21 protein-coding genes are annotated in these 22,726 nt (G+C 73.5%); 13 read left to right on the forward strand and 8 right to left on the reverse strand.

Going from position 1 to position 22,726, the window contains the following annotated elements; all coding sequences use genetic code 11:
• Positions 1 to 427 precede the first annotated feature (427 nt).
• Complete coding sequence (locus tag CLV63_RS27285) at positions 428 to 1,594, reverse strand: acyl-CoA dehydrogenase family protein (RefSeq protein ID WP_106586102.1); 1,167 nt, start codon at positions 1,592 to 1,594, stop codon at positions 428 to 430.
• 4 nt (positions 1,595 to 1,598) lie between these two features.
• Positions 1,599 to 2,807, reverse strand: coding sequence for a CaiB/BaiF CoA transferase family protein (locus CLV63_RS27290; protein ID WP_106586103.1), 1,209 nt, complete (start codon positions 2,805 to 2,807; stop codon positions 1,599 to 1,601).
• Between the two features lie 468 nt (positions 2,808 to 3,275).
• Here CLV63_RS27290 and CLV63_RS27295 point away from each other — a divergent pair, with 468 nt between their 5' ends.
• The 8 genes from CLV63_RS27295 (at position 3,276) to CLV63_RS27335 (ending at position 11,002) form a co-directional block, all read left to right on the forward strand.
• Positions 3,276 to 4,394, forward strand: a complete 1,119-nt coding sequence (locus CLV63_RS27295; protein ID WP_106586104.1) for a TRAP transporter substrate-binding protein — start codon at positions 3,276 to 3,278, stop codon at positions 4,392 to 4,394.
• Positions 4,381 to 4,920 (forward strand): TRAP transporter small permease subunit, encoded by a 540-nt coding sequence (locus CLV63_RS27300; RefSeq protein WP_106586105.1) that lies wholly within the window; start codon positions 4,381 to 4,383, stop codon positions 4,918 to 4,920. The genes CLV63_RS27295 and CLV63_RS27300 overlap by 14 nt, the downstream gene beginning before the upstream one ends.
• The gene (locus CLV63_RS27305) at positions 4,920 to 6,212 is read left to right on the forward strand and encodes a TRAP transporter large permease (RefSeq protein ID WP_106586106.1); all 1,293 of its coding nucleotides are present in this window, start codon (positions 4,920 to 4,922) and stop codon (positions 6,210 to 6,212) included. The genes CLV63_RS27300 and CLV63_RS27305 overlap by 1 nt, the downstream gene beginning before the upstream one ends.
• A complete protein-coding gene (locus CLV63_RS27310) occupies positions 6,212 to 7,432 on the forward strand; it encodes a CaiB/BaiF CoA transferase family protein (RefSeq protein WP_106586107.1) in 1,221 nt (406 codons plus the stop codon). Before CLV63_RS27305 ends, CLV63_RS27310 begins: the two co-directional genes overlap by 1 nt.
• Before the next feature lie 107 nt (positions 7,433 to 7,539).
• Positions 7,540 to 8,370: a TIGR03620 family F420-dependent LLM class oxidoreductase gene (locus CLV63_RS27315; RefSeq protein WP_106586108.1), complete on the forward strand. Its 831-nt coding sequence runs from the start codon at positions 7,540 to 7,542 to the stop codon at positions 8,368 to 8,370.
• A 364-nt stretch (positions 8,371 to 8,734) separates the two neighbouring features.
• On the forward strand, positions 8,735 to 9,721 hold the full coding sequence (locus CLV63_RS27320) for an amidohydrolase family protein (protein WP_106586109.1): 987 nt from the start codon (positions 8,735 to 8,737) through the stop codon (positions 9,719 to 9,721).
• A gap of 451 nt (positions 9,722 to 10,172) precedes the next feature.
• Complete coding sequence (locus tag CLV63_RS27330) at positions 10,173 to 10,520, forward strand: ArsR/SmtB family transcription factor (protein ID WP_106586111.1); 348 nt, start codon at positions 10,173 to 10,175, stop codon at positions 10,518 to 10,520.
• Positions 10,517 to 11,002, forward strand: a complete 486-nt coding sequence (locus CLV63_RS27335) for an SRPBCC family protein (protein WP_106586112.1) — start codon at positions 10,517 to 10,519, stop codon at positions 11,000 to 11,002. Before CLV63_RS27330 ends, CLV63_RS27335 begins: the two co-directional genes overlap by 4 nt.
• Positions 11,003 to 11,024: 22 nt before the next feature.
• Here CLV63_RS27335 and CLV63_RS27340 read toward each other — a convergent pair whose 3' ends face one another.
• Positions 11,025 to 11,621: a TetR/AcrR family transcriptional regulator gene (locus CLV63_RS27340; protein WP_106586113.1), complete on the reverse strand. Its 597-nt coding sequence runs from the start codon at positions 11,619 to 11,621 to the stop codon at positions 11,025 to 11,027.
• 182 nt (positions 11,622 to 11,803) lie between these two features.
• Between CLV63_RS27340 and CLV63_RS27345 the strand changes: the two genes are divergently transcribed.
• The 3 genes from CLV63_RS27345 to CLV63_RS27355 all read left to right on the forward strand — a co-directional run bounded on the left by CLV63_RS27345 (position 11,804) and on the right by CLV63_RS27355 (position 14,395).
• Entirely contained in the window at positions 11,804 to 12,118 is a 315-nt protein-coding gene (locus CLV63_RS27345) for a sigma-70 family RNA polymerase sigma factor (protein ID WP_211301500.1), read from the forward strand.
• A gap of 163 nt (positions 12,119 to 12,281) precedes the next feature.
• Positions 12,282 to 13,439, forward strand: coding sequence for an epoxide hydrolase family protein (locus CLV63_RS27350; RefSeq protein WP_106586115.1), 1,158 nt, complete (start codon positions 12,282 to 12,284; stop codon positions 13,437 to 13,439).
• 128 nt (positions 13,440 to 13,567) lie between these two features.
• Positions 13,568 to 14,395: a class I SAM-dependent methyltransferase gene (locus CLV63_RS27355; RefSeq protein WP_245929092.1), complete on the forward strand. Its 828-nt coding sequence runs from the start codon at positions 13,568 to 13,570 to the stop codon at positions 14,393 to 14,395.
• A gap of 100 nt (positions 14,396 to 14,495) precedes the next feature.
• Here the strand turns inward: CLV63_RS27355 and CLV63_RS27360 are convergent, their stop codons facing one another.
• Positions 14,496 to 15,593 (reverse strand): M48 family metalloprotease, encoded by a 1,098-nt coding sequence (locus tag CLV63_RS27360; RefSeq protein ID WP_106586116.1) that lies wholly within the window; start codon positions 15,591 to 15,593, stop codon positions 14,496 to 14,498.
• A 270-nt stretch (positions 15,594 to 15,863) separates the two neighbouring features.
• Here CLV63_RS27360 and CLV63_RS27365 point away from each other — a divergent pair, with 270 nt between their 5' ends.
• Positions 15,864 to 16,670 (forward strand): alpha/beta fold hydrolase, encoded by an 807-nt coding sequence (locus tag CLV63_RS27365; RefSeq protein WP_106586117.1) that lies wholly within the window; start codon positions 15,864 to 15,866, stop codon positions 16,668 to 16,670.
• Positions 16,671 to 16,701: 31 nt separating this feature from the next.
• Here the strand turns inward: CLV63_RS27365 and CLV63_RS27370 are convergent, their stop codons facing one another.
• On the reverse strand, positions 16,702 to 17,406 hold the full coding sequence (locus tag CLV63_RS27370; protein WP_106586118.1) for an SOS response-associated peptidase: 705 nt from the start codon (positions 17,404 to 17,406) through the stop codon (positions 16,702 to 16,704).
• A 36-nt stretch (positions 17,407 to 17,442) separates the two neighbouring features.
• Positions 17,443 to 18,492 (reverse strand): MsnO8 family LLM class oxidoreductase, encoded by a 1,050-nt coding sequence (locus CLV63_RS27375; RefSeq protein ID WP_106586119.1) that lies wholly within the window; start codon positions 18,490 to 18,492, stop codon positions 17,443 to 17,445.
• A gap of 170 nt (positions 18,493 to 18,662) precedes the next feature.
• Between CLV63_RS27375 and CLV63_RS27380 the strand changes: the two genes are divergently transcribed.
• Complete coding sequence (locus CLV63_RS27380; RefSeq protein ID WP_245929094.1) at positions 18,663 to 20,045, forward strand: hypothetical protein; 1,383 nt, start codon at positions 18,663 to 18,665, stop codon at positions 20,043 to 20,045.
• Positions 20,046 to 20,145: 100 nt separating this feature from the next.
• Here CLV63_RS27380 and dgoD read toward each other — a convergent pair whose 3' ends face one another.
• Entirely contained in the window at positions 20,146 to 21,291 is a 1,146-nt protein-coding gene (gene dgoD, locus CLV63_RS27385; RefSeq protein ID WP_106586120.1) for a galactonate dehydratase, read from the reverse strand.
• Positions 21,292 to 21,646: 355 nt separating this feature from the next.
• Positions 21,647 to 22,642: a zinc-binding dehydrogenase gene (locus CLV63_RS27390; RefSeq protein WP_106586121.1), complete on the reverse strand. Its 996-nt coding sequence runs from the start codon at positions 22,640 to 22,642 to the stop codon at positions 21,647 to 21,649.
• Positions 22,643 to 22,726: the final 84 nt, after the last annotated feature.

Raw genomic sequence — 22,726 nt, forward strand, 5'->3', positions numbered from 1 at the left:
CCGGCGCCGGGCCGCCGCCCGCGCAGATGCACGACTGGTGGGAACACTCCAGCGTGGTGCTTCGTGCCGCCGGGTGCTTCGCAGCCGCGACGGCAGCCGATACCTCCTGCTCCCGGGGGCTTCGCGGTCCCGCCCGCTTCGCGGTCCCCTGCTCCCGGGGGTGGGTTCGCTGTCCCCTCCTTCCGGGGGCTTTGCGGTCCCCGGCTCCCGGGGGGTTCGCGGTCCCGCCCTCTTTGCGGTCCCCTCTTGCCGGGGGGCGCTGTCCCCTGCTCCCGGGGGCTTCGCGGTCCCCTGCTGTGCCCGCTTCGCGGCGTGGCGCGCAGCGGGGGACCGCGACGGCGGCCGCCCCCTCCTTCCGGGGGCTGTGCGGACGCTCTCCCCTTTCGTCCGGGGCGCCGGGGTGCGGAAGGGGTCTCGGAACCGGGGGTCAGTAGGAGCGGGGGAGGCCGAGGGTGTGTTGGGCGAGGTAGTTGAGGACCATCTCCTGGCTGACCGGCGCCAGCCGCAGGATCCGCGACTCGCGGAAGTAGCGCTCCACGTGGTACTCGGTGGCGTAGCCCATGCCCCCGTGCGTCTGCACCGCGCGGTCGGCCGCCGCGAACCCGGCCTCGGCGCACAGGTACTTGGCCATGTTCGCCTCGGTGCCGCACGGGCGCCCCTGGTCGTAGCGCCAGGCGGCGTTGCGGGCCATCAGCCGCGCGGCGTCGAGCCGGGCGCGGGACTCGGCGAGCGGGAAGGCGACGCCCTGGTTGCTGCCGATGGGCCGGTCGAACACGACGCGGTCCTTGGCGTAGCGCACGGCGGCGTCCAGCGCGGCGCGCCCGATCCCGAGGGCCTCGTGCGCGAGCAGGATCCGTTCGGGGTTGAGCCCGTCGAGGAGGTAGCGGAACCCGTCGCCCTCGTTGCCGATGCGGGCCGAGGCCGGGACCCGCAGCCCGTCGATGAAGACCTCGTTGGAGGAGACCGCGTTGCGCCCCATCTTGGGGATCGGCCGGATGTCCATGGCGGAGCGGTCGATGTCGACCAGGAACAGCGACATCCCGTCGGTGGGCCGCTCGACCTGGTCGCGGGGCGTGGTGCGGGTGATGAGCACCATCTTCTGGGACTCGGCGGCCTTGGTGATCCAGACCTTGCGCCCGTCGATGACGTAGTCGTCGCCGTCGCGGCGCGCGAACGTCGAGATCCGGGTGGTGTCGGTCCCGGCGTCGGGCTCGGTCACCGCGAAGCACACGTGCAGGCTCCCGTCGACCACGGAGGGCAGGATCTCGCGCCGGAGCTCCTCGCTGCCGTGCTTGACGATCGTGTTGATGCCGAAGATGGTCAGGTGCAGGGTGCTGCACCCGTTCATCCCGGCGCCGGAGGCGGCGACCTCCTCCAGCAGGATGGCGGCCTCCTGGATGCCGAGCCCGCCGCCGCCGTAGGCCTCTGGCACGGCGATCCCCAGCCAGCCGGCCTCGGCGAAGGCGGTGTAGAACGCCCACGGGAACTCGTGGGCGGCGTCGCGCGCGGCCCAGTAGTCGGCGTCGAAGCGGGCGGCGAGGTCGGCGACGGCGTCGGCGATCGCGCGCTGGTCGTCGGTCAGGTCGAAGTCCACGGTGTCACTCCTCCTCACGGCCGAACGCGCCTTGGGCGCGCAGGGCGTCGATCGCGGCGGCGTCGTAGCCGAGCTCGCCCATGACCTCTGCGGTGTGCTGGCCCAGCGTCGGCGGCGGCGCAGAGGGGCGCGCCGGGGTTTCGGACGCCCGGAACGGGAAGCCGGTCCCCACGTAGGTGCCGGCGACCGGGTGCGGCAGCCGGACGATCTGCTCGCGCTCCTCCGCCCACGGGTCGGAGTACAGCTCGGCGATGGTGTTGATGTTGCCGCTGGGGATGCCCCGCTCGGCGAGGGCGTCGAGCCAGTACGCCGAGGTCTGTTCGGCGAGCAGCGGTTCGATGACCGCGTTGAGGGCGTCGCGGTGCTCGACCCGCAGCGCGTTGGTGCCGAACCGGGGGTCCTCGGCGAGGCCGTTGCCGAGCAGCGCGCAGAAGGACGCCCAGAACTTGTCGTTGGGCACGGCGACGGTGATCCAGCCGTCGGCGGTGGCGTACGCCTGGTAGGGCGCGATCATCTCGTGCTGCGAACCGCGCCGCTGCGGCGAGCGTCCGGTGTGGAAGTACATCCCGGCGCCGTAGACGTGCCAGGACATCTGCGCTTCGAGCAGCGAGAGGTCCATGTACTGGCCGCGCCCGGTGCGTTCGCGGGCCTGGAGGCCCATGAGCGCGGCGATGATCCCCCAGGTGCCGCCGTTCAGGTCGGCGACGGGGAACCCGGCCTTGACCGGCTCGCCGCCGGGCGCGCCGGTGACCCCCATGAGGCCGCCCATGCCCTGGGCGATGAGGTCGTATCCGGGCCGGTCGCGGTGGCGGCCGGTCTGGCCGAAACCGCTGATGGCGATGTAGATGAGCCGGGGGTTCGCCTCGCTCAGCGCGGCGTGGTCCAGGCCCCATTTCGCCATGGTGCCCGGCCGGTAGTTCTCCACGAGGATGTCGGCCTCGGCGGCGAGCTCGCGGGCGATCGCGCGGCCCGCCTCGGTCTTCAGGTCCAGGGTGATTCCGCGCTTGCTGCGGTTGGCCGCCATGAAGTAGACGGACTCGCGCTCCTGCGCCCCGCCGACGAAGGGCGGCCCCCATCCCCGCGTCTCGTCGCCGGTCAGCGGCGGTTCCACCTTCACGACCTCGGCGCCCATGTCGCCCAGGAACTGCGTGCAGTAGGGGCCCGCGAGGACGCGGGACAGGTCCAGGACGCGGATCCCTGCTAACGGCGGCATCTCGACTGCCCCTCTCGGTCGCCTGTGTTCGTTCTTATATAAGAACAATCGTTCGTACTCAGGGACACCGTAACCGATGTGGCCCCGAGTGGGGCAGGGGAGGCGGCGTGCCCGCCGGTGCGGGCCGCGTGGCTGCGGCGCTGCGTCGGGATCACCTTGTGTGCGTATATAGGAACAGTGGAAGAGTCTTCCTGGGTCGTTGCGGCGCACTCGGTCCGCAGGTGCGGTGGCGGTCGTGTTCCGGGCATCCGGCGTGCCCGTGCCGCTCCGCACGAAGGGACCGTGGGGCGGGCCTGTCGGGGTCCGCCGCGACGATCATGATTGACAGTGATTTGCGTCTCGCCCTACTGTCCAGGGGGTCACGTGATCGAGTTCTTATATAAGAACGCGTGGCCGAGCAGTGTTCGGTAGGCAACGACGTCGGTTTCCGGTGCCGGGCCCGCCACCCGACCGTTGTGGAGGTAGAGCGTGCACGATCGGCGCCGTGAGCTGAGAGACCCCCCGTCCCGCGGGCGGGGTTCGCCGTCCCGGGGCGCGCGCACCGGTGCCGCCGCACTGCTGCTCGCCCTCGCCGCGGCGACCGGGTGCACCCCGGCACCCGTCGAACCGGGGGAGGACGGCCGGTACACGATCGTCCTCGGCGACTCCTACCCGGTGGGCCACCCCATCTCCGAGCACGGTGCCGAGTACTTCATGGAGCGCGCCGAGAAGCTCAGCGGCGGCCGGATCACGTTCGAGTACTACCCCTCGGAGCAGATGGGCGCCGCCGACGAATTGATCGACTTCACCGGCGCCGGCGTCGTCGACATGGCATCCGTCGCACCCGCCTACGTCCCCGCCAAGCTTCCGATGTCGGGGGTCGCCGACCTCCCCGGCATGGTGTCGTCCTCCTGCGAGGGCGCACTCGCCACCGAGGCGCTGATGTCCGAGGGCGGCGTGCTGTTCGAGGAGGAGTTCCAGCGCTACGGCGTGCGCCCGCTCGTCATCGGCCTCATCCCCTCCTACGAGCTCATGACGGGCAGCACCGAGGTGACGGCGCCCGACCAGGCCCAGGGCATGCAACTGCGGTCCTCCGGCGGGACGATCGACGGGGTCGTGACCTCGTTGGGCGCCTCGCCCGTGAGCATGCCGGCGCCGGAGATGTACGAGGCCATCTCCCGCGGCACCGTCGACGGCACCGTCCTGGCGCCGTTGAGCGCCCTGCCCTACCGCCTGGACGAGGCCGCGCGGCACTCCACGCTCGGCGCCAACCTCGGCAGTTTCACCAACACCTACTCCATCAGCGAGGACGTGTGGGACGGCCTGCCCGCCGACCTCCGCGACGCGCTCGGCACCGCCGGGCGCGACACCACCCGCCACCTGTGCGCGGCCCTGGACGAGGAGAACACCGCCTCGCGCAAGAGCCTCGCCGAAGGCGGGATGGTCTTCCACCGCCTGACCGGCACCCAGCGCGAGCGCTGGGCTGAGGTGACCGGCCCGGCCCAGCGGCAATGGGCCGAGCACGTCGAGAGCATCGGACGCCCGGGGTCGGACGCGCTCGACTCGATGCACGACGAACTGGAGCGTGTCCGCGATGACCGAGAATGAGGCCCCGTCCCGGGCCGAGCGCGCCATCACCGGGATCGAGAACGCGCTCGCCACACTGGCCGCCCTCGCCCTCGGGGCGATGCTGCTGGTCATGGTGGCCGAAGTGGTGATGCGCTACATCCTGTCGGCCCCGCTGGGCTGGACGGTCGGATTCGTGCAGGACTACCTGATGGTCGCGGTGTTCTTCCTCGGCCTGTCCTACAGCTACCGCACCGGCGCCCACGTCACCATCGACTTCGTCTACCGGCGCCAAGGCCCCCGCGGTCGGCTGGCGATGGCGCTCATCGGCGACGTGCTGTCGTTCGCGCTGTTCGCGCTCGTCTTCGCGGCGGGGGTCGCGACGACCGCGCACGCGTGGACCCTGGGCGAGATCCCCGCGCCCGGCGGCGGCGCCCTGTCCTGGCCGGTCTGGACCTCCCACGTCTTCGTCCCCCTCGGCTGCGGCGTCCTGCTGCTCCGGCTTGCCGCGACCATCGCGGCGCACCGATCCGGCCCCGCGCGGGCCGACCTGGAGGCGGGAACCTGATGCTCGTCGCATCCGTCATCGTGCTCCTGTTCGTCCTCCTGCTGATCCGGATCCCGGTCGGCTTCGCCATCGGCATCACCGGCGCCGTCGGGCTCTGGGGGTACGGCGGCCTGCCGTTCCTCACCGGGATGCTGGAGGCCGCCTCGCACGGCCCCGTCGCCAGCTACACCCTCTCCGCCATCCCGCTGTTCGTCCTCATGGCGCAGTTCGTCCTGAAGAGCGGGATCACCGACGACCTCTTCGACGCGGCGCGCGCCTGGGTCGGCAGCGTGCCCGGCGGGCTGGGGGTCGCCACCGCCGGGGCCGGTGCGCTGTTCGCCGCGATCTCGGGGTCGAGCACCGCCGCCGCCGCGACGCTCGCGACCACCTCGACCGACGAGATGAAGAAGGCCGGCTACGACATGCGGATGGCCAGCGGGATGGTCGCCGTCGTCGGCACCCTCGCCGCCATGATCCCGCCGAGCATCATCCTGGTCTTCTACGCGGTGCTCGCCGAGCAGAGCGTCGGCAAGATCCTGGTCGCCGGGTTCCTCCCCGGTGCGTTCGTCACCGTGGCGCTGATCGCCACCCAGATGCTGCTCATCTGGCGCAACCCGGCGCTGGCGCCCAGGGGCGAGCGCCACTCGTGGGCGGCGAAGCTGCGCACACTCGTCGCCGCCGCACCCGTACTCGCCCTGTTCGCCCTGGTCACGGGGACGGTGTACTTCGGACTGGCCACCCCCACCGAGGCGGCGGCCCTCGGCGGGCTGGGCGGCCTGCTGTTCATGGTGTTCCGCAAACGGGCGACCCGCGAGCGGCTGCGCTCGGCGGCGCTGGAGACCGTGAACAGCACGGTGATGATCCTGATGATCATCTTCGGCGCCTACATCTTCGGCTACTTCCTCACCGTCACCCGGGTCACCCCGGCGCTGGTCGACACGGTCGCCGGGCTGCCCGTGCCGCCCATGGCGATCTTCGCGCTCATCGCCCTGATGTACCTGGTCCTCGGCTTCTTCATGGACCAGATGGCGATCCTCGCGCTGACCGTGCCCGTGGTGCTGCCGGTGGTCGAGGCGCTCGGCTTGGACCCGATCTGGTTCGGCGTCATGGTGGTGCTGATCGCCGAGATCGGACTCGTCACCCCGCCACTCGGCCTGAACGTGTTCGTCGTCGCCCGGGCGGCGCGCCAACCCGTCGAGCAGGTCTTCCGCGGCGCGGCGCCGTTCGCGGTGGCGATCCTGGTCGTCGTCGTGCTCTTCGCGGCGTTCCCCGACCTCGTCCTGTGGCTGCCCAACAGCATGACGGGCGACTGATGGGCGCCGGGGAGGCCGCGCCGGGACCGGACGGCGCGCGCGGGCCGCTGGCGGGCGTCCGGGTCCTCGACCTGACCTCCGTCCTGCTCGGGCCCTACTGCACACGGACGCTGGGCGACATGGGCGCCGAGGTCATCAAGGTGGAACCGCCCGAAGGCGACCCGGTCCGCAGGCTCGGACCGGCCCGCTCCCCGGGGATGGGCGGTACCCACCTCAACCTGAACCGCGGCAAGCGCAGCGTCGTGCTCGACCTCAAGCGCGCGGAGGCGCGCGGCGCCGCCCTGCGCCTCGCCGCGGACTGCGACGTGTTCGTGCACAACATGCGCCCGAGCGCCGCCGCGCGGCTGGGGCTCGCCTACGCCGACGTCGCCGCCGCGGCACCGGGCATCGTCTACTGCGCCGCGCCCGGGTTCGGCACCGAAGGCCCCTACCGCGACCGGCCGGCCTACGACGACATGATGCAGGCCGCGAGCGGGATCGCCGCCTTGCAGGCCCGCGACGGCGAGGCGCCCCGCTACGTCGCCACCGTCCTCGCCGACAAGGTCACCGGGCTCATGGCGGCGACGGGGATCCTCGGGGCCCTGCACCGGCAGCGGACCACGGGGGTCGGCGGCGAGGTCGAGGTCCCGATGTTCGAGACCATGGCGTCGTTCCTCATGGCGGAGCACCTCTACGGGGCCGCGTTCGAGCCTGCGCTCGGCCCCGTCGGCTACCAGCGGGTGACCTCGCCGCACCGGCGGCCGCACGCCACCGCGGACGGCCACATCGGCGTCATGCCCTACACCGACCGGCACTGGGCGGCGTTCTTCCACGCGGCGGACCGCCCCGACCTGGCAGCGGACCCGCGCTTCCGCGACCTCGCCGGGCGGACCGCGCACATCGACGCCCTCTACGAGGAGGTCGGCGCCATCGTGCGGACCCGCCCCACCGCCGAGTGGCTGCGGATCCTGCGCGCGGCCGACGTCCCCGTGTCCGACGTCGTCGCACCGGCCGACCTGCTCGACGACGACCACCTGCGCGCGGTCGGGCTCTTCGAGACCGCGGCGCACCCCACCGAGGGCGCCGTCCGCACCGTCCGCGGCCCGGTCCGGTTCGGCGCGGACCCCGCCCCCGCACCGCCCCATGCCGAGCGCCTCGGCGAGAGCACCGCCGAGATCCTGCGCGCGGCCGGCCTGGACGACGCCGCCATCGCCCGGCTGAGCGCGGCACCGGAGGGGTGACGTGCGGCGGCGTACCCGGTTGACCTCAACTGCCGTTGAGCTCCTAGGTTCGTCCCCGAGCACGCGGACAGGCCACCCCGGCGCCGCGGTGACGAAAGGGGCCGACCATGGCACGGCTGGAACTGGGACCGATCGGTGCCTCGATCGAGGTGAACGGACGCGACGGCTACGCGGCCGACGCCGTCGCACTGGAGAAGCTGGGCTTCTCCACGATCTGGCTGCCGGGCGGGCAGTTGGCGACCATGGACCCGATCACGGAGATCCTCCGGGCCACGACGCGGATCGGCGTCGGCAGCGCGATCCTCGCAGCGGAGGCGTTCGACGCCGCTACCGTCGCCGCCGGGTTCGCCGCTATCGAGGCCGCGCACCCGGGACGGTTCATCGCCGGGCTCGGCGGGGGCCACGGCCCCCGCCCGCTGGCCGCCATGGGCGCGTACCTGGACGAACTGGACGCCGCGACGCCGCCGGTCCCCGCCTCGGCGCGCGTCCTCGCCGCACTGGGCCCGCGCAAGCTGGAGCTCGCACGCGACCGCTCCGCCGGGGCCGTGCCGATGCTGGTCACCCCCGAGTACACCGCTCAGGCACGGGCCGTCCTGGGGAGCGGACCGGTCCTCTCCATCCAGCAGTTCGTGGCCGTCGACCAGGACGCGGAGCGTGTACGCGCGGCGGCGCGCGTCCCGCTCGGCTTCCTCGCAGGTGTCGGCGGCTACGCCGCGAACTTCCGGCGCATGGGATTCGCGGAGTCCGACGTCGCGGGCCTCGGCGACCGGCTCGTCGACGCAATGGTGCCGTGGGGCGACGCCGACGCGGTCGCCGCCCGCGTGACCGAGCACCTCGACGCGGGCGCCGACCAGGTCACCCTCGCACCCCTGACCACCGGCACCAGCGCGCCGGCACTCGACCAGCTGCGCCTCCTCGCGGAGCGCCTGATCGGCTGACCGCGCGAGGCCGCGGGCCTCGGCGCCGGTTCTCAGCGACCCGCTCGAATGCAGCGTGGTCACGGTCGACTACGATGCCGGGAATCGACGTGTTCGAGGTGATCGGCGGCTGCCCGAGCTGCGGTACGACAACGTCATCAGCCCCTCGCCGTTCTCCCCGACCGGCCCAAGGGCATGGGCGGCGGCGCCCCATAGCACGCCGTCCGCGCCGCCGTGCAGGACGCCATCCCTACCACCGGGATGGCGTTGAACAGCCACTGCTCCCAAGACGCCGTCTTCGGCCCGCTCGCGGGCTCCGGAGCGGAGAAAGTGCGGGTACTCCGATGCGGATCGACGGCGGCTTCACAACGGCGGGCACGCTCGTATGACGGCGCACCCGGCGACCGACGTCCACACCCACCTCGCGCCCCTGCTCGGCGCGGCCGCGCGCGAACGCAACGGGGTCGGCCTGCGCGACGGCCGCTACGTCGTCGCCGACCAGCCGGTCGGCCCCGACGGGCTCTACCGCCCCGAAGGGCTCACCGCCCACCTGGCCGCCCACGCCCTCGACCGCGCCATCGTCTCCGTGCCCCCGCCGTTCTTCCGGCAGGGGCGCGCCGCCGAGGACTGCCGCCGCTGGGCCGCCGATGTCAACGACGGCCTGCTCGCGGCGGTCGACGGGCACGGCGGCCTGAGCCCGCTCGCCTACCTCCCGTTGGACCGCCCCGACGCGGCGCTCGCCGAGTACCGGTGGCGGCGCGGCGACCCCGCCTGGGCGGGGTTCTCCGGCGCGGCGGGCGGCGGTTCACCCGCCATGGACGCCCCCGAGCTCGCGCCGCTCTGGGACGCCATGGCGGCAGACGGCGCCGCGATCCTGCTGCACCCCGGCCTGTCCACGGACCCCCGGCTGGCCCGCCACTACCTCGGCAACCTGCTCGGCAATCCGGTGGAGAGCACGGTGTCGGCGGCCGAACTCGTCTTCGGCGGCGTCCTGCACCGCTACCAGGGGATCGCGTTCATCCTCGCCCATTGCGGCGGCGCCACCGCCGCGCTCGCGGGCCGCTGGCAGCGCGGCTACGCGACCGGCAGCCCGGGGGTGGCCCCCCTCGACGAGGAGCCGTCCGCAGCCGTCCGCCGCTTCTACGTCGACGCGCTGGCGCACGAACCGGCGGTGGTCGACCTCGCCGCCGCCGTCATCGGCACCGACCGCATCGTGCTGGCCAGCGACTGGCCCTTCCCCATGGGCGTGGACGACCCGCACACCGCGGTCGCGCACCTGCCGGCCGCCGACAGGGAGCGGATCGCCCGCACCAACCCCGCGGAGCTGTTCGGCGGGCGGCGCGCGGCGGCACACCGCGGGGAGCGGCCGTAAGCCCGGCCGCGACCGGCGCGGCGACACCGGAGGCGGCGGCGACCGCTACGTCCAGCGGGCCGCGGCCCGCGGCTGCGTCGGGTTCGCCGCGTCCGACACCCGCCCGCTGATGCCGGCGCCCGGCGGCGCCACCCGCGTCGTCGGCGACGACCCGCTGGCGATCGGGGCGCCGCGCCCGGCGGCGATCCCGTCGTGCTCGACGTGGCGATGTCCGAGGCGGCGCTCGGCAGGATCCGGCCGGCCGAGCAGCAGGGCGACGAGCCACCGCCGCCCGCGCCGCCCCGCGCGGCGGGCGGCGTTCGACGTCCCCGCCGCCTTCGGCGCGCGGGGGAGCCGACCACAGGCGCGGTGTCGGGCGGATGCGCTGTTCGGGAGGCTTGACGCCGCGCGGCGAAGGGCGTAGCTTGGGCTTGTAATCAACCAAATGATTTATCAAGAAAACGGTTGATAAATGCGATCAGAGACTGAGGCCGACGAGCGGCTCGACCGCGCGTTCCTCGCGCTGGCCGACCCGGTCCGGCGGGGGATGGTCGCACGGCTCTCGCGCGGACCGGCGACGGTGAACGAGCTCGCCGAGCCGTTCGCCATCTCCAAGCAGGCGGTGTCCAAGCACATCAAGGTGTTGGAGGCCGCCGGACTGATCACCCGTTCCAGGGACGCCCAGCGGCGGCCCTGCCACCTCGAACCGGCGGCGCTCGAAGCGCTCACCGGTTGGATCGACGCCCAACGGCTCAACACCGAGGACCGGTTCCGCCGCCTCGACTCCGTGCTCGAAACACTGAAGGAGAAGGACCAATGACCGACAAGCCCGTCACCATCACCGCGCCCCCCGGCACGCCGTTCACCGAGATCGTCCGCGAGTTCGACGCACCGGTGGCCGCCCTCTACCGCGCCTACGTCGACCCCGCGCTGGTCGTGCAGTGGCAGGGGCCGCGCGGGCTCAGCATGGACCTGAAGGAGTACGACGCCCGCACCGGCGGCACCTGGGCCTACACCCACAGCGATCCCGAAGGCAACGCCTACGGCTTCCACGGGGTGTTCCACAGCGTCGTCCCCGACCAGGCCATCGTGCAGACCTTCGAGTTCGACGGCGCGCCGGGGCACGTGTGCCTCGAATCGATCCGCTTCGAGGACCTGGCCGGCCGCCGCGCCCGGGTCGTGACCCACAGTGTGTTCCAGTCCGTCGCCGACCGCGACGCGATGCTCCAGAGCGGCATGGAGACCGGCGTGGTCGACTCGATGAACCGCCTCGACGAACTGCTCGCCGCAGAGGGGAAGTAGCGCGCGCCGCCGGCGGCGCGGCTCACCCCGCGCCGCTGGGCCCCCGGTGCCGCGCGATCAGGTCGACGGCCATGGCGCGGGCGCGCTGCGCCGCTTCGGTGTCGCCCTCGGCCGCCGCGATGATCGACCCCTTCATCAGCAGGTGGAACGAGTGGGCGAACGCCTCGGGGTCGGCGAGCCCGGCCGCCTCGGCGCGCGACCGGACGATCGTCCGGATCCCGGCGAGGTAGTGCACGCTCGCGCGGCCGGCCGGATGGTCGGGGCCCATCTCCAGCAGCACGTTGATGAACGAGCACCCGTCGAACGCGCTGGGGGTGCGGAACCAGGTGTCGAAGACCTCGAAGACCGCCAGCAGGCTCTCCTCGGGGGAGTCGCGGCGCGAGCGGTCCTCGACGAAGTCGCGGGTCCACTCCTGCTCGCGGCGCGCGAGGAAGGCGAGGACGAGCTCGTCCTTCGACGGGAAGTGCTTGTAGAGGGTGGCCTTCGCCACCGACGACTTGGCGATGACCTCGTCGATCCCGACGCCCCTGATACCGCGGCGGGAGAACAGTGCATAGGCGGTCGCCATGATGCGCTCGCGCGCCGTGCCGCGCACCTGGTCCACGGGATCAGCCACCATCGTGCGCCCAGTGTATGGCCCGGCGCGGCGTCGGATCGACCGTTCTGTACAGACTCGTCTGTGCGTGCTACACAAAGAGCATCGTCTTCCCGGGTGCCACGGTGCGAGCAGCGCCGATGCGCCGCGCGGGAATCGGGTCGGCTCCGGCGGTCGAGCGCCGGCAACCGTGGAGAGGACCGCCTATGGCAGCCTCCGCAGATCCGGCCGCTGACGGCGAACGGCCCCGGGCCGGGGGCGATGCGCCCGCCGCCGATCCCGCCGCGCGGATCCGGGCCCGAGCGGTCCGGGCCGCGGCCCCGGAACTCCCTGACGACCGCGACGCGCTGAAGGCGGCGCTGGCACGGCTGCCGCGCCATGAGCGCCGCGCCGTAGTGCTGCGGTTCCTCGGCGGCAGGAGCCCGGACCAGATCGCGGCGGCCATGCGCGTGCCGCCGGAGCAGGTGCGGCTGCTGCTGACGCGGAGCCTGGACCGGCTCCGTACCGACCTGCTGTCCTGAGTCCCGCCGACACGGGACCGCCGGACCGGTCGGCGGAGAGGACGGTCGGCGCTCGCGGGCGGCGCGGGCGATATAGGACGGGAGTCGCCCTACATCCTCACTATCGTGGCCGGGTCAGTGCCGATCGGACCGGAGACGGCCGCCGAACCCCCGAAGGACCACGATGAGCGCCGAGATCCAGCCCTTCCGTATCGCCATCCCGCAGGACGACCTCGACGACCTGCGCGCCCGCCTGGCGGCGACCCGCTGGCCGCGGCGGCTCCCCGGCGCCGAATGGAGCAGGGGTGTGCCCGTCGCACACCTCAAGGCGCTCGCCGAGTACTGGCGCGACGGCTACGACTGGCGCGCGCACGAGGCGGAGTTGAACGCGTTTCCGCAGTTCGCCACGGTGATCGACGGCGAGCAGGTGCACTTCCTGCACGTGCGGTCGCCCGAACCCGACGCGCTCCCGCTGATCATGACGCACAGCTGGCCGAACTCCATCGCCGAGTTCACGGACGTCATCGGGCCGCTCACCGACCCCCGCGCACACGGAGGCGATCCCCGGCGGGCCTTCCACGTGGTGGCGCCGTCCCTGCCCGGATTCGGCTTCTCCCCGTTCCCAGAACCGGCCGACGACCGGCCGTGGAGCGCCGCCCGCGTCGCGGTGGCCTGGGCCGAGCTGATGGCGCGCCTGGGCTACGGGCGCTACGGCGCGCACGGCAACGACGCCGGTGCGCTGGTATCCCCGCAGCTCGCGCTCGCCGCGCCGGAACACGTCGTCGGCGTGCACCTCACCGGCGGACTCGGGATGCCCACCGGCGACCCCGCGGAACTGGAGGGCCTCGACGACGGGGAGCGCGCCGAGGTCGCGTTCCTCGCCGAGATGCTCAACGGGGCGGGCGGCAGCGGCTACGCCCCCTACCTCGCACGCCGGCCGCAGACCCTCTCCTACGGGCTGCTCGACTCCCCGGTCGCCCAACTCGCCTACCTCGTGGAGCGGTTCACGGAGTTCGACGGGTGGCCCGATGACGGTGGCGCGCCCGCGGAGCCCATCGACCGCGACCGGCTGCTGACCAACGCGAGCCTCTACTGGCTGACGGCGACCGCCGGATCGTCGTCCTGGACCTACTACGACGGCGCCGCGGGGATGCCCGTCGACCAGGCCGCGGTGCCCACCGGCGTTTCGCACGGGGGATCGGCGGTGTTCCGCCGGCTCGCCGAACGCGGCAACGACATCGTCCACTGGGCCGACAACACGGCCGGCAGCCACATGATCGCGATGTCGGACCCCGGACCGCTGGCCGCCGACATCGCGGAGTTCTTCGGCAAACTCCGCTAAGGCGGCGCCGGGGTCGAACGGCCCCGGCGCGTCCGGCGCAGCGGCCCGCTGCACACCGGCCTCCGCGGCATCCCGGCAGCGCGGGAAAACGGTTCGCCGTCCGGGGCGGGCGCCCCTACCCTGGTCCGGTGAGCGGAGAGATCCACGCCGACCCGGCGACGGCACGGTCCATCGAGCGCAACCGCGCCATGTGGGACGAACGCGTCCCCCTGCACGAGGTGAGCGACTTCTACGACGTCGCGGGCTTCCGCGCGGGCGCCGAGGCCCTCACCGACTTCCAGATCGCCGAGGTGGGCGACGTCCAGGGGAAGTCGCTGCTGCACCTGCAATGCCACATCGGCCTCGAAACCCTCGCGTTCGCCCGGCGCGGGGCCGCGGTGACCGGCCTGGACTTCTCGGAACCCGCGGTGCGCAGCGCGCGCGGGCTCGCCGCCGACATCGGCGCCGCCGACGCGGAGTTCGTGGCGGCCGACGTCTACGCCGCGCCCGAGGCGCTCGGCGGCCGCAGGTTCGACATCGTCTACACCGGTGTCGGGGCCCTCTGCTGGCTGCCCGACATCCCGCGGTGGGCCGGCGTCGTCGCCCGGCTGCTCGAACCGGGCGGCGCCTGCTACCTCGCCGAGTTCCACCCCTTCGGCGACGCCCTCGACGGCGAGACCGGCACCACCGTCACCTTCGACTACTTCGACGAGGACGGCGAGGTGATCGACATGTCGGGCAGCTACGCCGATTTCGACGCCGCGACCGCGCACAACACCAGCGTCCAGTGGCGCCACCGCGTCGGCAGCGTCGTCACCGCGCTGGCCGCGGAAGGGCTGCGGCTGGAGTTCCTGCACGAGCACCCGACGACCCTGTTCCAGCGGTTCGACGCCCTGGAGCGGCACGGCGACCGCTTCCACTACCCGACCGGGGTCCCGCGGGCGCCGCTGATGTACTCCCTGCGCGCCCGCGCGTGACACCGCCGCCGGCGACGAACCCGGACCCCCATGACCGAACGGATCCCGCCGGCGCTGCGCGGCGCCGGTCAGCTGGCCATGGCGCGCGCATCGCTCCGGGTCAGCGCGGTGCAGCGGAGCCGCGTCGGCCGGACGGTTCCCGCGCGTCCGGCGCGACGCCCCCGAGTTCCCTGGCGACGACGGCCAGCCGGCGGATCCGGTCCTCGATCGACGGGTGGCTGGAGAGCAGCCCGCCGCCCGTCGTGCGAACCGTCGTCCCGGATCCCTCCGTCATCGGCACGATGCAGAACGCCGCCGCATGACGCAGGGCGCGCGCGTCGGCACGGGGGATCCCGGCGTGCTCCGCACCGGCCTTGAGCAGCGCGCTGGACAGTGCAGAAGGACGTCCGGTGAGGTAGGCGGCGGCGCGGTCGGCCGCGTACTCCCGTGTGCGCGACAGCGGAAGGGTGAAAAGCAGTCCGACGAGCGCCACGAGTGCGGAGACGATGGCGAAGACGATCATGAAGCCGCCGAAGCCCAGGTAGAAGACCGCTGTCGTCGGAATGAGAACGAGGGTCGCGAGGGCCTTGCCGCCCCGGCGCGGTGCGGCCTGTTCCTCCCCGGAGTCGCCGCCGCCGACCAGGCCGACCCCGTGGCGGCGGTCGTACGCGCGCAGCCGCGACTCCGACCAGGTCCCGGCGGCGTCGAGTGCCAGTGCCAGGTGGGCGCAGGCCAGGCCGAGGAACGATGCGATCGTCATGACGAGGGCATCGCGATTCGCGACGTGTGAGAGTTCGTGCGCGACCACCGCCTCGATCTCGGCAGTGTCGAGCCGGTCGAGGAGGCCCCGGGTGACGCACAGGGACGCCGCCCGTCCACCGCGGCCGTAGGCGAACGCGTTGGGGGCGTCGATCTCGATGACGCGGATCCGGGGCTTCGCGATACCGGCGAGCGCGCACAGCCGCTCGACCGTTCTGTGCAGGTGCGGCTCCCGGTCGGCGCCGAGGTCGTGTTTGGTGAGTCCGGTGCCGACAGCGCGGGTGCCGACGACGTACTGCGCCGCGAGCGCGGCGGCGGCGAACGCGAGGATCGCCCACCAGGGGGCTCCCAGCCGCAGAGCCAGTCCGATGGCACCGAGGTAGCACGCGAGGACCAGGCCGAGGCTGAGAAGCATGCGCCGGGTCAACCGGGGATCTTGGGGAACGCTCTGCCGGACCATGGCCGGAAGTCTAGGGCGTGTCCCGCGGACGCCGCCGGGGCGGCGAGCGGCCCCGCCCCCACGGCGCCGCTTCTCGGCGGTCGCGCAGTGGGGCCCGGGCGCCGCCGCCGACTACGATCGTGTGCCCGGGTGGCCGACCCCTCGCTGTGCGCCGGGCCCGGTGCCCGCGGTGGCGGCGGGCCCGTAGGGTGAGACCCCCGCCCGCGGCCCCCACGGCAGCGCGCGCCCGCGCATGACACCCCCGGACCGCGACAGAGGACCAGGACCCCCATGACCGAACGGATCCCGCTGACCCTGCGCGGCCGCCGGTTCGCCTACACCGACACCGGCGGCGCCGGGACGCCCGTCGTCGCCCTGCACGGCGTGTTCGGCAGCGCACTGGACTTCGCCGAGATCGGCGCGCTGCTCGCGCCTGACTACCGCCTCGTCGCCCTCGACCAGCGCGGCCACGGGCTGTCCGAGCACGGCGGCGACTTCGGCAGGGACGCGTTCGTCGGCGACGCCGCGGCGTTCGTGGCCCACCTCGGCCTCGCCCCGGCGATCGTGCTGGGCCACTCCCTGGGCGGGGTGACGGCCTACCAGTTGGCGGCCCGCCACCCCGGACTCGTCCGCGCCCTGGTCGTCGCCGACATCGGCGCGGTGACCGACGGGTCGGAGCTGGACCACCCGGTCCTCGACATCACCGACTGGCCGCGCACGGCCCCGAGCCGCGACGCGCTCGCGCGGTTCCTCGCCGACCGGGACATGCCGGCGCTCGGCTACTTCATGGCCAGCGCCTACGACGACGGCGCCGGGTGGCGGATGCGCTTCGACCACGACGACATGATGGCGGCGCAGCACGGCAACAGCGGCGACTGGTGGTCCGACTGGCTGGCGGCGGCCCAGCCGGCGCTGCTGGTGCGTGGCGAGCGCAGCATGCTGCTGTCGGAGCGCCAGGCGCAGGCGATGGTGCGGCGGCGGCCGGGCACCCGGCTGCGCGAACTGCCCGGCTGCGGGCACTGGGTGCACCGCGACGACCCGGCCGGTTTCGTGCTGGCGGTGCGGGCGTTCCTCGACGGACTCGCCCGCACCGGCTGACACCCGGCCGGAGCCGCGGGCGGCGGCGGTGTCAGGCGGCGGGCTCGATGAGTTCGGGGCCGTTGTTGCGCACCGAGCCGACCGCCGTGCCGACCCGCAGCGGCAGCAGATGGGGGTCGGGTATGGCGTCGAGGAGGTGGCGCACCTGCGCCTTGTCGGTGGTGCCGCGGTCGAGCCAGTCGCCCACCATGGCATCGGGTACGACGACCGGCGTGCGGTCGTGGATGTGGCCGAGCGCGTCGGTGGCGGGTCGGGTGAGGATGGTGCAGGACCACAGCCATTTGGCGGGGTCGTCGTCCGCGACGCCGGGGTCGGGCCACAGTTCGTAGAGCCCGGCGAACGCCAAGGGGGAATCGCCCTCGGGGTGCAGGTAGTACGGGGTCTTCTTCCCGGTGCCCTGCTGCTGCCACTCGTAGTAGCCGTCGGCGGGCACCACGCAGCGGCGCTTCGCGGCGGCGCTGCGGAATGACGGCTTCTCGGTGACGGTCTCGGAACGGGCGTTGATCATCCGCGCGCCGACCTTCGGGTCCTTCGCCCACACCGGGACGAGGCCCCAGCGCGCGTTGCGCAGCAGCCGCACGGACCCGCCGTCGCGGGGTTCGTCGTGCACCACCCGCACCTGCTGGGTGGGGGCCACGTTCCAGGACGGCCCGAGTTCGTCGCCGACCCGCTCGTCGACCTCGAAGAGCGAGATCAGCCGGCGATCGTCCCTGGCACTCACATACCTTCCGCACATGCGCCCCAGTGTGGCACCGGGCTACGACGGACCGCCTCAGGGCGCCCCGGCGGCGAGCGGCTCGGGGGCGGGCCGCCGCGGGGCGAGCCCGGCGGCGCGGGCGAGGCGCGCGTAGGAGTCGGCCATGGCCTCGCGGTCGAAGGTGCTGGTGGTGATCAGCACCTCGTCGGCGCCGGTGCGGCCGATGAGCGCGTCGAGCTGCGCGGTCACCTCGTCCTCGGTGCCGTGGACGTGGCCCTCCATCGCCTCGTCGAACCGCTCGCGCTCGCGGGGCGACATCGTCCGGCCGAGGACGTCGTCGGCCGGGTCCAGCGGCGGGAACACCCCGTGCGTGCGCGAGTAGGCGTGCGCCCACGCCTCGGAGACCAGCAGGTGGCGCGCGCGGTCGGGGGTCGCGGCGACGGCGACGTTGCGGGACACCACGACGTGGGGCCGGTCCGCCCAGGCCGATGGGCGAAACCCCGCCCGGTAGCGGTCGATGAGGCGGACCATCTCGTCGTCGCCGCGGACGGCGGCGATCACCAGCGGCAGGCCGGCCTCCGCCGCGAACGCGGAACCCGCGCCGGTGGCGAGGATGAACGGGGCGGGAGAGAGCCCTTCGGCGGGGATCGCGCGCACGCCCGGGTAGGCGTCCTGCTCTCCCGTGAAGTAGCCGAGGAGCTCGCCGACCTGGGCGGGGAAGTCCTCCGCCGCGTCCTTGTCGCGGCCCAGCGCCCGCCGGATGCCCGCGGTGAACGCGACCGACCGGCCCAGGCCCATGTCGATCCGGCCGGGGTAGAGCGATTCGAGCACGCCGAACTGCTCGGCGACGACCAGCGGCCGGTGGTTGGGCAGCATCACCCCGCCCGTGCCCACCCGCAGGCCGTCGGTCGCCGCGGCGACGGCGGCGGCGAGGACCGTCGGCGCGGACCCGGCCACGCCGGGGACGCTGTGGTGCTCGGCGACCCAGAACCGGTGGTAGCCGAGGGCGTCGGCGCGGCGCGCGAACGCCACGGTGTCGCGCGGGGCCGCGGCGGGCCCCCTGCCGCGGCGGGTGCTCGAACGGTCCAGGACGGACAGAGGGGTCGAACTGAGCGTCGCTGTCATATCCGTGTAATCACCCGGGATGGCGCGGCATTCCGCCGGGGCGGGGTCGCGGGCGTCACGTTCGGGGCCGGATCGCCGCGTGTGCGGGCCTTGCCGGAAAGTAATGCGCGTCTGGCGCGGGAAGAGCGGGTACCTATCGCTTGGGTTATTCACGTGAGGAGTGTGGATATATGGGCGAGACGATGCCCCGCGTCCTTGGCGCCGCCGCGGTGCTGGCCGCGCTGGCCGTGGTGCTCCCGACAGCGGCGGTCGCGGCGGCGGGCGAGCGCGGTGGCGGCGGCGACGGTGGCGGTGGCGGTGGCGGCGGCGGGAAGTACGACTGGAAGCTCGTGCACGCCGAGGACTTCAGCCGCTTCAAGCCGGCCGGCGACACCGGGTGGAAGCCCGACAAGGACGGCCCGGGCAGCCCCTACGACGTCGACGGCTACGACAACGACGGCGAGTACTTCAAGACCATCGGCGGCGAGGCGTTCGAGGAGCACCTCGCGGGCATCGACCTGTACCGCCGCTCCTTCGAGTTCGGCAAGGGCGGTTGGCTGACCGCCGAGCTGGCGACCCGCGACAAGGGCGAGGGCGTCGGGAAGGGCGGCCCGTCGTTCAGCAGGAAGGTGCTCGACGGTGCGGGCCCGGCCGGCTACTTCGACAACCCCGGCCACAACGACGCCGTGGTCGTGCGCTCCACCGACGAGCTGCCCGCGGAGTACCGGGTCGAGGTCACCCTGAAGACCATCGACTTCGGCGGCCAGCGCAACGGCGAGTGGGACTACGACGGCAAGGTCAACGGCTACCAGCCCACCGGCTGCACGACGAACTTCCCCTGGGGCGCGTCGGGCGACTTCACGCCGGAGGAGTGCGACTGGTTCGACATCACCAAGGACTCCAACGGGTTCTACTTCCTCTCGATCATGGACTACGCCCGCCCGGCCCCGCACAACAACGTCTTCATCCACAACCACCGCAAGGTCGTCATGGACGGCTACAACCGCTACAAGTACACGGGCAACGGGCTGCGGTACTGCGACGCCGAGAGCGGCGAGCTGCAACCCTACGAATGGGGCAGCGGCAACGGCGTCAACATGATCTTCATGAACAAGGACCGCCGATACGCCAACCAGCCCGGCACCGAGTACGTGATGCACAGCGAATGCGGCACGGAGGTCGGCGGCGGCATCGTCAGCCAGGCCGACCTGATGCCCGAGATGATGCCGGAGCAGAGCTACGAGTTCGCCGTGGAGCGCCGCAGCGACTCCTACGTCCTGGAGCTCAAGGGCGAGTTCCGCCACGTCGGCGAGCGCACCCTCCGCTACGAGCAGGAGTTCGACGACGGCGTGAACCCGCTCTGGCACCACAACCGGAAGGCGGGCGACTACAACGGCGAGCACAACGCCGACTGGACCTACCCCTCGCCGAACGGCACCTACGTCGACGAGGACGTCTGGCCCAAGGGCTCGGCCTACCCCGACTACTTCCTCATCGGCCAACCGCACATGAACTTCTACGAGGGCAGCGCCCACATCGACGACATCCGCATGTACGTGCCGGGCAAGAGGTAGCCCGGCCCGGTGGCCGGCCGCGCACCCGCGCGGCCGGCCACCGGCACGTCCCGCAGCGGTGTCCGCAGCGGTGCCCGCGCCGGGCGCGGGCGGGCGCGGGTCACCACTCGGCGAAGGAGCCGTCGAGGTGCCGCCAGACCGGGCCGCGCCAGTCGGGGGTCGACCCGTCGGCCTCGCGGACCGCCTTCTCGTCGATCGAGATCCCGAGCCCCGGTGCGGTGGGCCGGGCGAAGTGCCCCTGGTGGAACGCGAATACCTCGGGTTCGGCCACGTAGTCCAGTACCTCCGCGCCGTCGTTGTAGTGGATGCCGATGCTCTGCTCCTGGATCAGGAAGTTCGGCGTGCAGAAGGCGATTTGCAGGCTCGACGCCAGGGACACCGGGCCCAGCGGGCAGTGCGGGGCGATGGGGACGTCGAACGCCTCGGCGAGGGACGCGATCCGGCGCACCTCCGAGATGCCCCCGGCGTGGGACAGGTCGGGTTGCAGGACGTCGATCCCCGCCTGGAGCGCCGGCAGCACGTCGGTCCGCGAGTAGAGCCGCTCACCGGTGGCGATGGGCAGCGGGCTGTCGCGCACGATGTCGGCGAGCCGGTGCGTGTACTCGGGCAGCACCGGCTCCTCCACGAACATGGGCCGCAGCGGCGCGAGGTGCGGGATGGCCGTGCGGGCGTTGCCCGCGGAGAAGCGGCCGTGGAAGTCCACGGCGAAGTCGCGGTCGGGGCCGAGCGCCTCGCGCGCGGCAGCGGCACGGCCGACCATCGCGTCGATGTCGCGCACCGTCGCCAGGCGGTGCATCCGCCCGGACGCGTTCATCTTCACGGCCGTGAACCCGGCCGCCACCTGCGCCCCGACCGCGTCGGCGACACCGGCCGGCTCGTCGCCGCCGACCCAGCAGTAGGCGCGGACCCATTCGCGCACGGGGCCGCCGAGGAGCACGTGGACGGGCGCGCCGAAGATCTTCCCGGCGATGTCCCACAGCGCCTGGTCGAGCCCTGCGACGGCGCTCGACAGCACGGGGCCGCCCCGGTAGAACGACGCCTTGGTCATGAGCTGCCAGTGGTCCTCGATGCCGAGGGGGTCCTTGCCGATGAGCAGCTCGGCGAGTTCGTGCACCGCCGTCCGCACGGTGGAGGCCCGGCCCTCGACAACGGGTTCGCCCCAGCCCACGACGCCGTCGTCGGTCTCGATCCGGCACAGCAGCCAGCGCGGGGGCACGGCGAAGGTCTCGACCCGGGTGATCTTCATGGGCACTCCTTGGACGCGTCGGGTACGCGGTCGTGGGGGCGGGGCGCAGCGGCGCACGCCGACGCGGGCCGGCCTGCGGGTCCAACTCCTCCTCCGCTGCGGTTCGCGCGCCGGGCGGGTCCGGAGTCCCCGCACTGCGCGGTTCGAGCGCGCCCGGCGGGCGGACGCGCGGCGCTGACACTGCCGGTGCACGACAACCTAGACCATGCCCCTCGGCCCGCCCCGAGCCAGCCCTCACCCGGCGTCCGCCCCCGGCGCGGGCCCGCCCCCGCCGCCGGCCCGCCGTCCGCCCCCGGCACCGCGCCGGTACGCGCCCGCGGCACCCGGTCCGCGGCGCGACCGGCGGCCGCCGCGCTCAGGGCAGGAGGAGTGACTTGCCGACGGTGGTGCGGGCGGCGAGTGCCGTGTGGGCTTCGGCGGCCCGTTCCAGTGGGTAGGTCTGCCCGATGACCGGCCTGAGGCGCCCCGCAACCGCCAGCTCCAGCGCCTCCGCGACCTGGAGCCGCGTCGCGGCGGCGTCGACCGGGGGGAGGTCGAAGAGCCCCGTCACCGTGGCGCCGCGCTCCTCGGCCGCCCGCGGGTCGATCTCGGCGAACGTGCCGTCGGAGTTGCCGTAGGTGAGGAACCGGCCGCCGGGCGCCGTCGCGTCGAAGGCGGCCCGGCCGAGGCGCCCGCCCGCGCCGTCGAAGACGACGTCGGCCCCGCCGCCGGTCGCCGCGCGGACCCGCTCGGCCCAGCCGTCCTCGGAGTAGTCGACCGCCGCCTCGGCGCCCAGCTCCGATGCGAGGCGGAGCTTGTGCGCGCCGCGGGCCGCGGCGACGACCCGGGCGCCCGCAGCGGCGGCGAGCTGGACCAGCAGTGTGCCGGCGCCGCCGGCCGCCGCGGCGACCAGGACCCGTTCGCCGGGCGCGACCCGGGCCGCCGCCATGAGCTGGAGCGCCGTGGGGGAGTCGTGCAGCAGCGCCGCGGCCTCCTCCAAGCCCAGTGCGTCGGGGACCGGGATCAGCTCGTCGGCCGCAGCGGTGGCCCGCTCGGCGTAGCCGCCGACGGGGTTCACCGATTCCCCGGCGCCCGTGCCGGTCCGCGCGAGGACGCGCCGCCCGATCCAGGCCGGGTCGACGCCCGCGCCGACCTCGGCGACCCGGCCGGCCCCGCCGCTGCCCGGCACGTAGGGGGGAGCGGTGGGGAGGACGCCGGCGGCCCACCCGCTGCGCACCAGCGTGTCGAAGAACATGACGTCGGTCGCCGCGAGGTGTACAACGACCTCGCCCGGCCCGGCGACCGGGTCGGGGCCCTCGACCGCCGCCAGCACCTCGGGGCCGCCGAACCGGGTCACCGTGATCTGCCGCATGCCCGCCACACTCCTCACTCCGTTGCGGACGGCGTCCGCGCTCACCCGCAGTCTCCGACCTCAACCGAGGTTGATGTCAACGCG

This window comes from Murinocardiopsis flavida, assembly GCF_003014485.1.
Taxonomy (GTDB): domain Bacteria; phylum Actinomycetota; class Actinomycetes; order Streptosporangiales; family Streptosporangiaceae; genus Murinocardiopsis; species Murinocardiopsis flavida.

Excerpts from the sequence above, each read along its gene's own strand:
- CLV63_RS27350 (WP_106586115.1), top strand. The coding sequence starts at position 12,282 with ATGAGCGCCGAGATCCAGCCCTTCCGTATCGCCATCCCGCAGGACGAC.
- CLV63_RS27305 (WP_106586106.1), top strand. The coding sequence starts at position 4,920 with ATGCTCGTCGCATCCGTCATCGTGCTCCTGTTCGTCCTCCTGCTGATC.
- CLV63_RS27290 (WP_106586103.1), bottom strand. The coding sequence starts at position 2,807 with ATGCCGCCGTTAGCAGGGATCCGCGTCCTGGACCTGTCCCGCGTCCTC.
- CLV63_RS27380 (WP_245929094.1), top strand. The coding sequence starts at position 18,663 with ATGGGCGAGACGATGCCCCGCGTCCTTGGCGCCGCCGCGGTGCTGGCC.
- CLV63_RS27375 (WP_106586119.1), bottom strand. The coding sequence starts at position 18,492 with ATGACAGCGACGCTCAGTTCGACCCCTCTGTCCGTCCTGGACCGTTCG.
- CLV63_RS27360 (WP_106586116.1), bottom strand. The coding sequence starts at position 15,593 with ATGGTCCGGCAGAGCGTTCCCCAAGATCCCCGGTTGACCCGGCGCATG.
- CLV63_RS27340 (WP_106586113.1), bottom strand. The coding sequence starts at position 11,621 with ATGGTGGCTGATCCCGTGGACCAGGTGCGCGGCACGGCGCGCGAGCGC.
- CLV63_RS27370 (WP_106586118.1), bottom strand. The coding sequence starts at position 17,406 with ATGTGCGGAAGGTATGTGAGTGCCAGGGACGATCGCCGGCTGATCTCG.
- CLV63_RS27330 (WP_106586111.1), top strand. The coding sequence starts at position 10,173 with ATGCGATCAGAGACTGAGGCCGACGAGCGGCTCGACCGCGCGTTCCTC.
- CLV63_RS27390 (WP_106586121.1), bottom strand. The coding sequence starts at position 22,642 with ATGCGGCAGATCACGGTGACCCGGTTCGGCGGCCCCGAGGTGCTGGCG.
- dgoD (WP_106586120.1), bottom strand. The coding sequence starts at position 21,291 with ATGAAGATCACCCGGGTCGAGACCTTCGCCGTGCCCCCGCGCTGGCTG.
- CLV63_RS27335 (WP_106586112.1), top strand. The coding sequence starts at position 10,517 with ATGACCGACAAGCCCGTCACCATCACCGCGCCCCCCGGCACGCCGTTC.
- CLV63_RS27315 (WP_106586108.1), top strand. The coding sequence starts at position 7,540 with ATGGCACGGCTGGAACTGGGACCGATCGGTGCCTCGATCGAGGTGAAC.
- CLV63_RS27365 (WP_106586117.1), top strand. The coding sequence starts at position 15,864 with ATGACCGAACGGATCCCGCTGACCCTGCGCGGCCGCCGGTTCGCCTAC.
- CLV63_RS27310 (WP_106586107.1), top strand. The coding sequence starts at position 6,212 with ATGGGCGCCGGGGAGGCCGCGCCGGGACCGGACGGCGCGCGCGGGCCG.
- CLV63_RS27320 (WP_106586109.1), top strand. The coding sequence starts at position 8,735 with ATGACGGCGCACCCGGCGACCGACGTCCACACCCACCTCGCGCCCCTG.
- CLV63_RS27300 (WP_106586105.1), top strand. The coding sequence starts at position 4,381 with ATGACCGAGAATGAGGCCCCGTCCCGGGCCGAGCGCGCCATCACCGGG.
- CLV63_RS27345 (WP_211301500.1), top strand. The coding sequence starts at position 11,804 with ATGGCAGCCTCCGCAGATCCGGCCGCTGACGGCGAACGGCCCCGGGCC.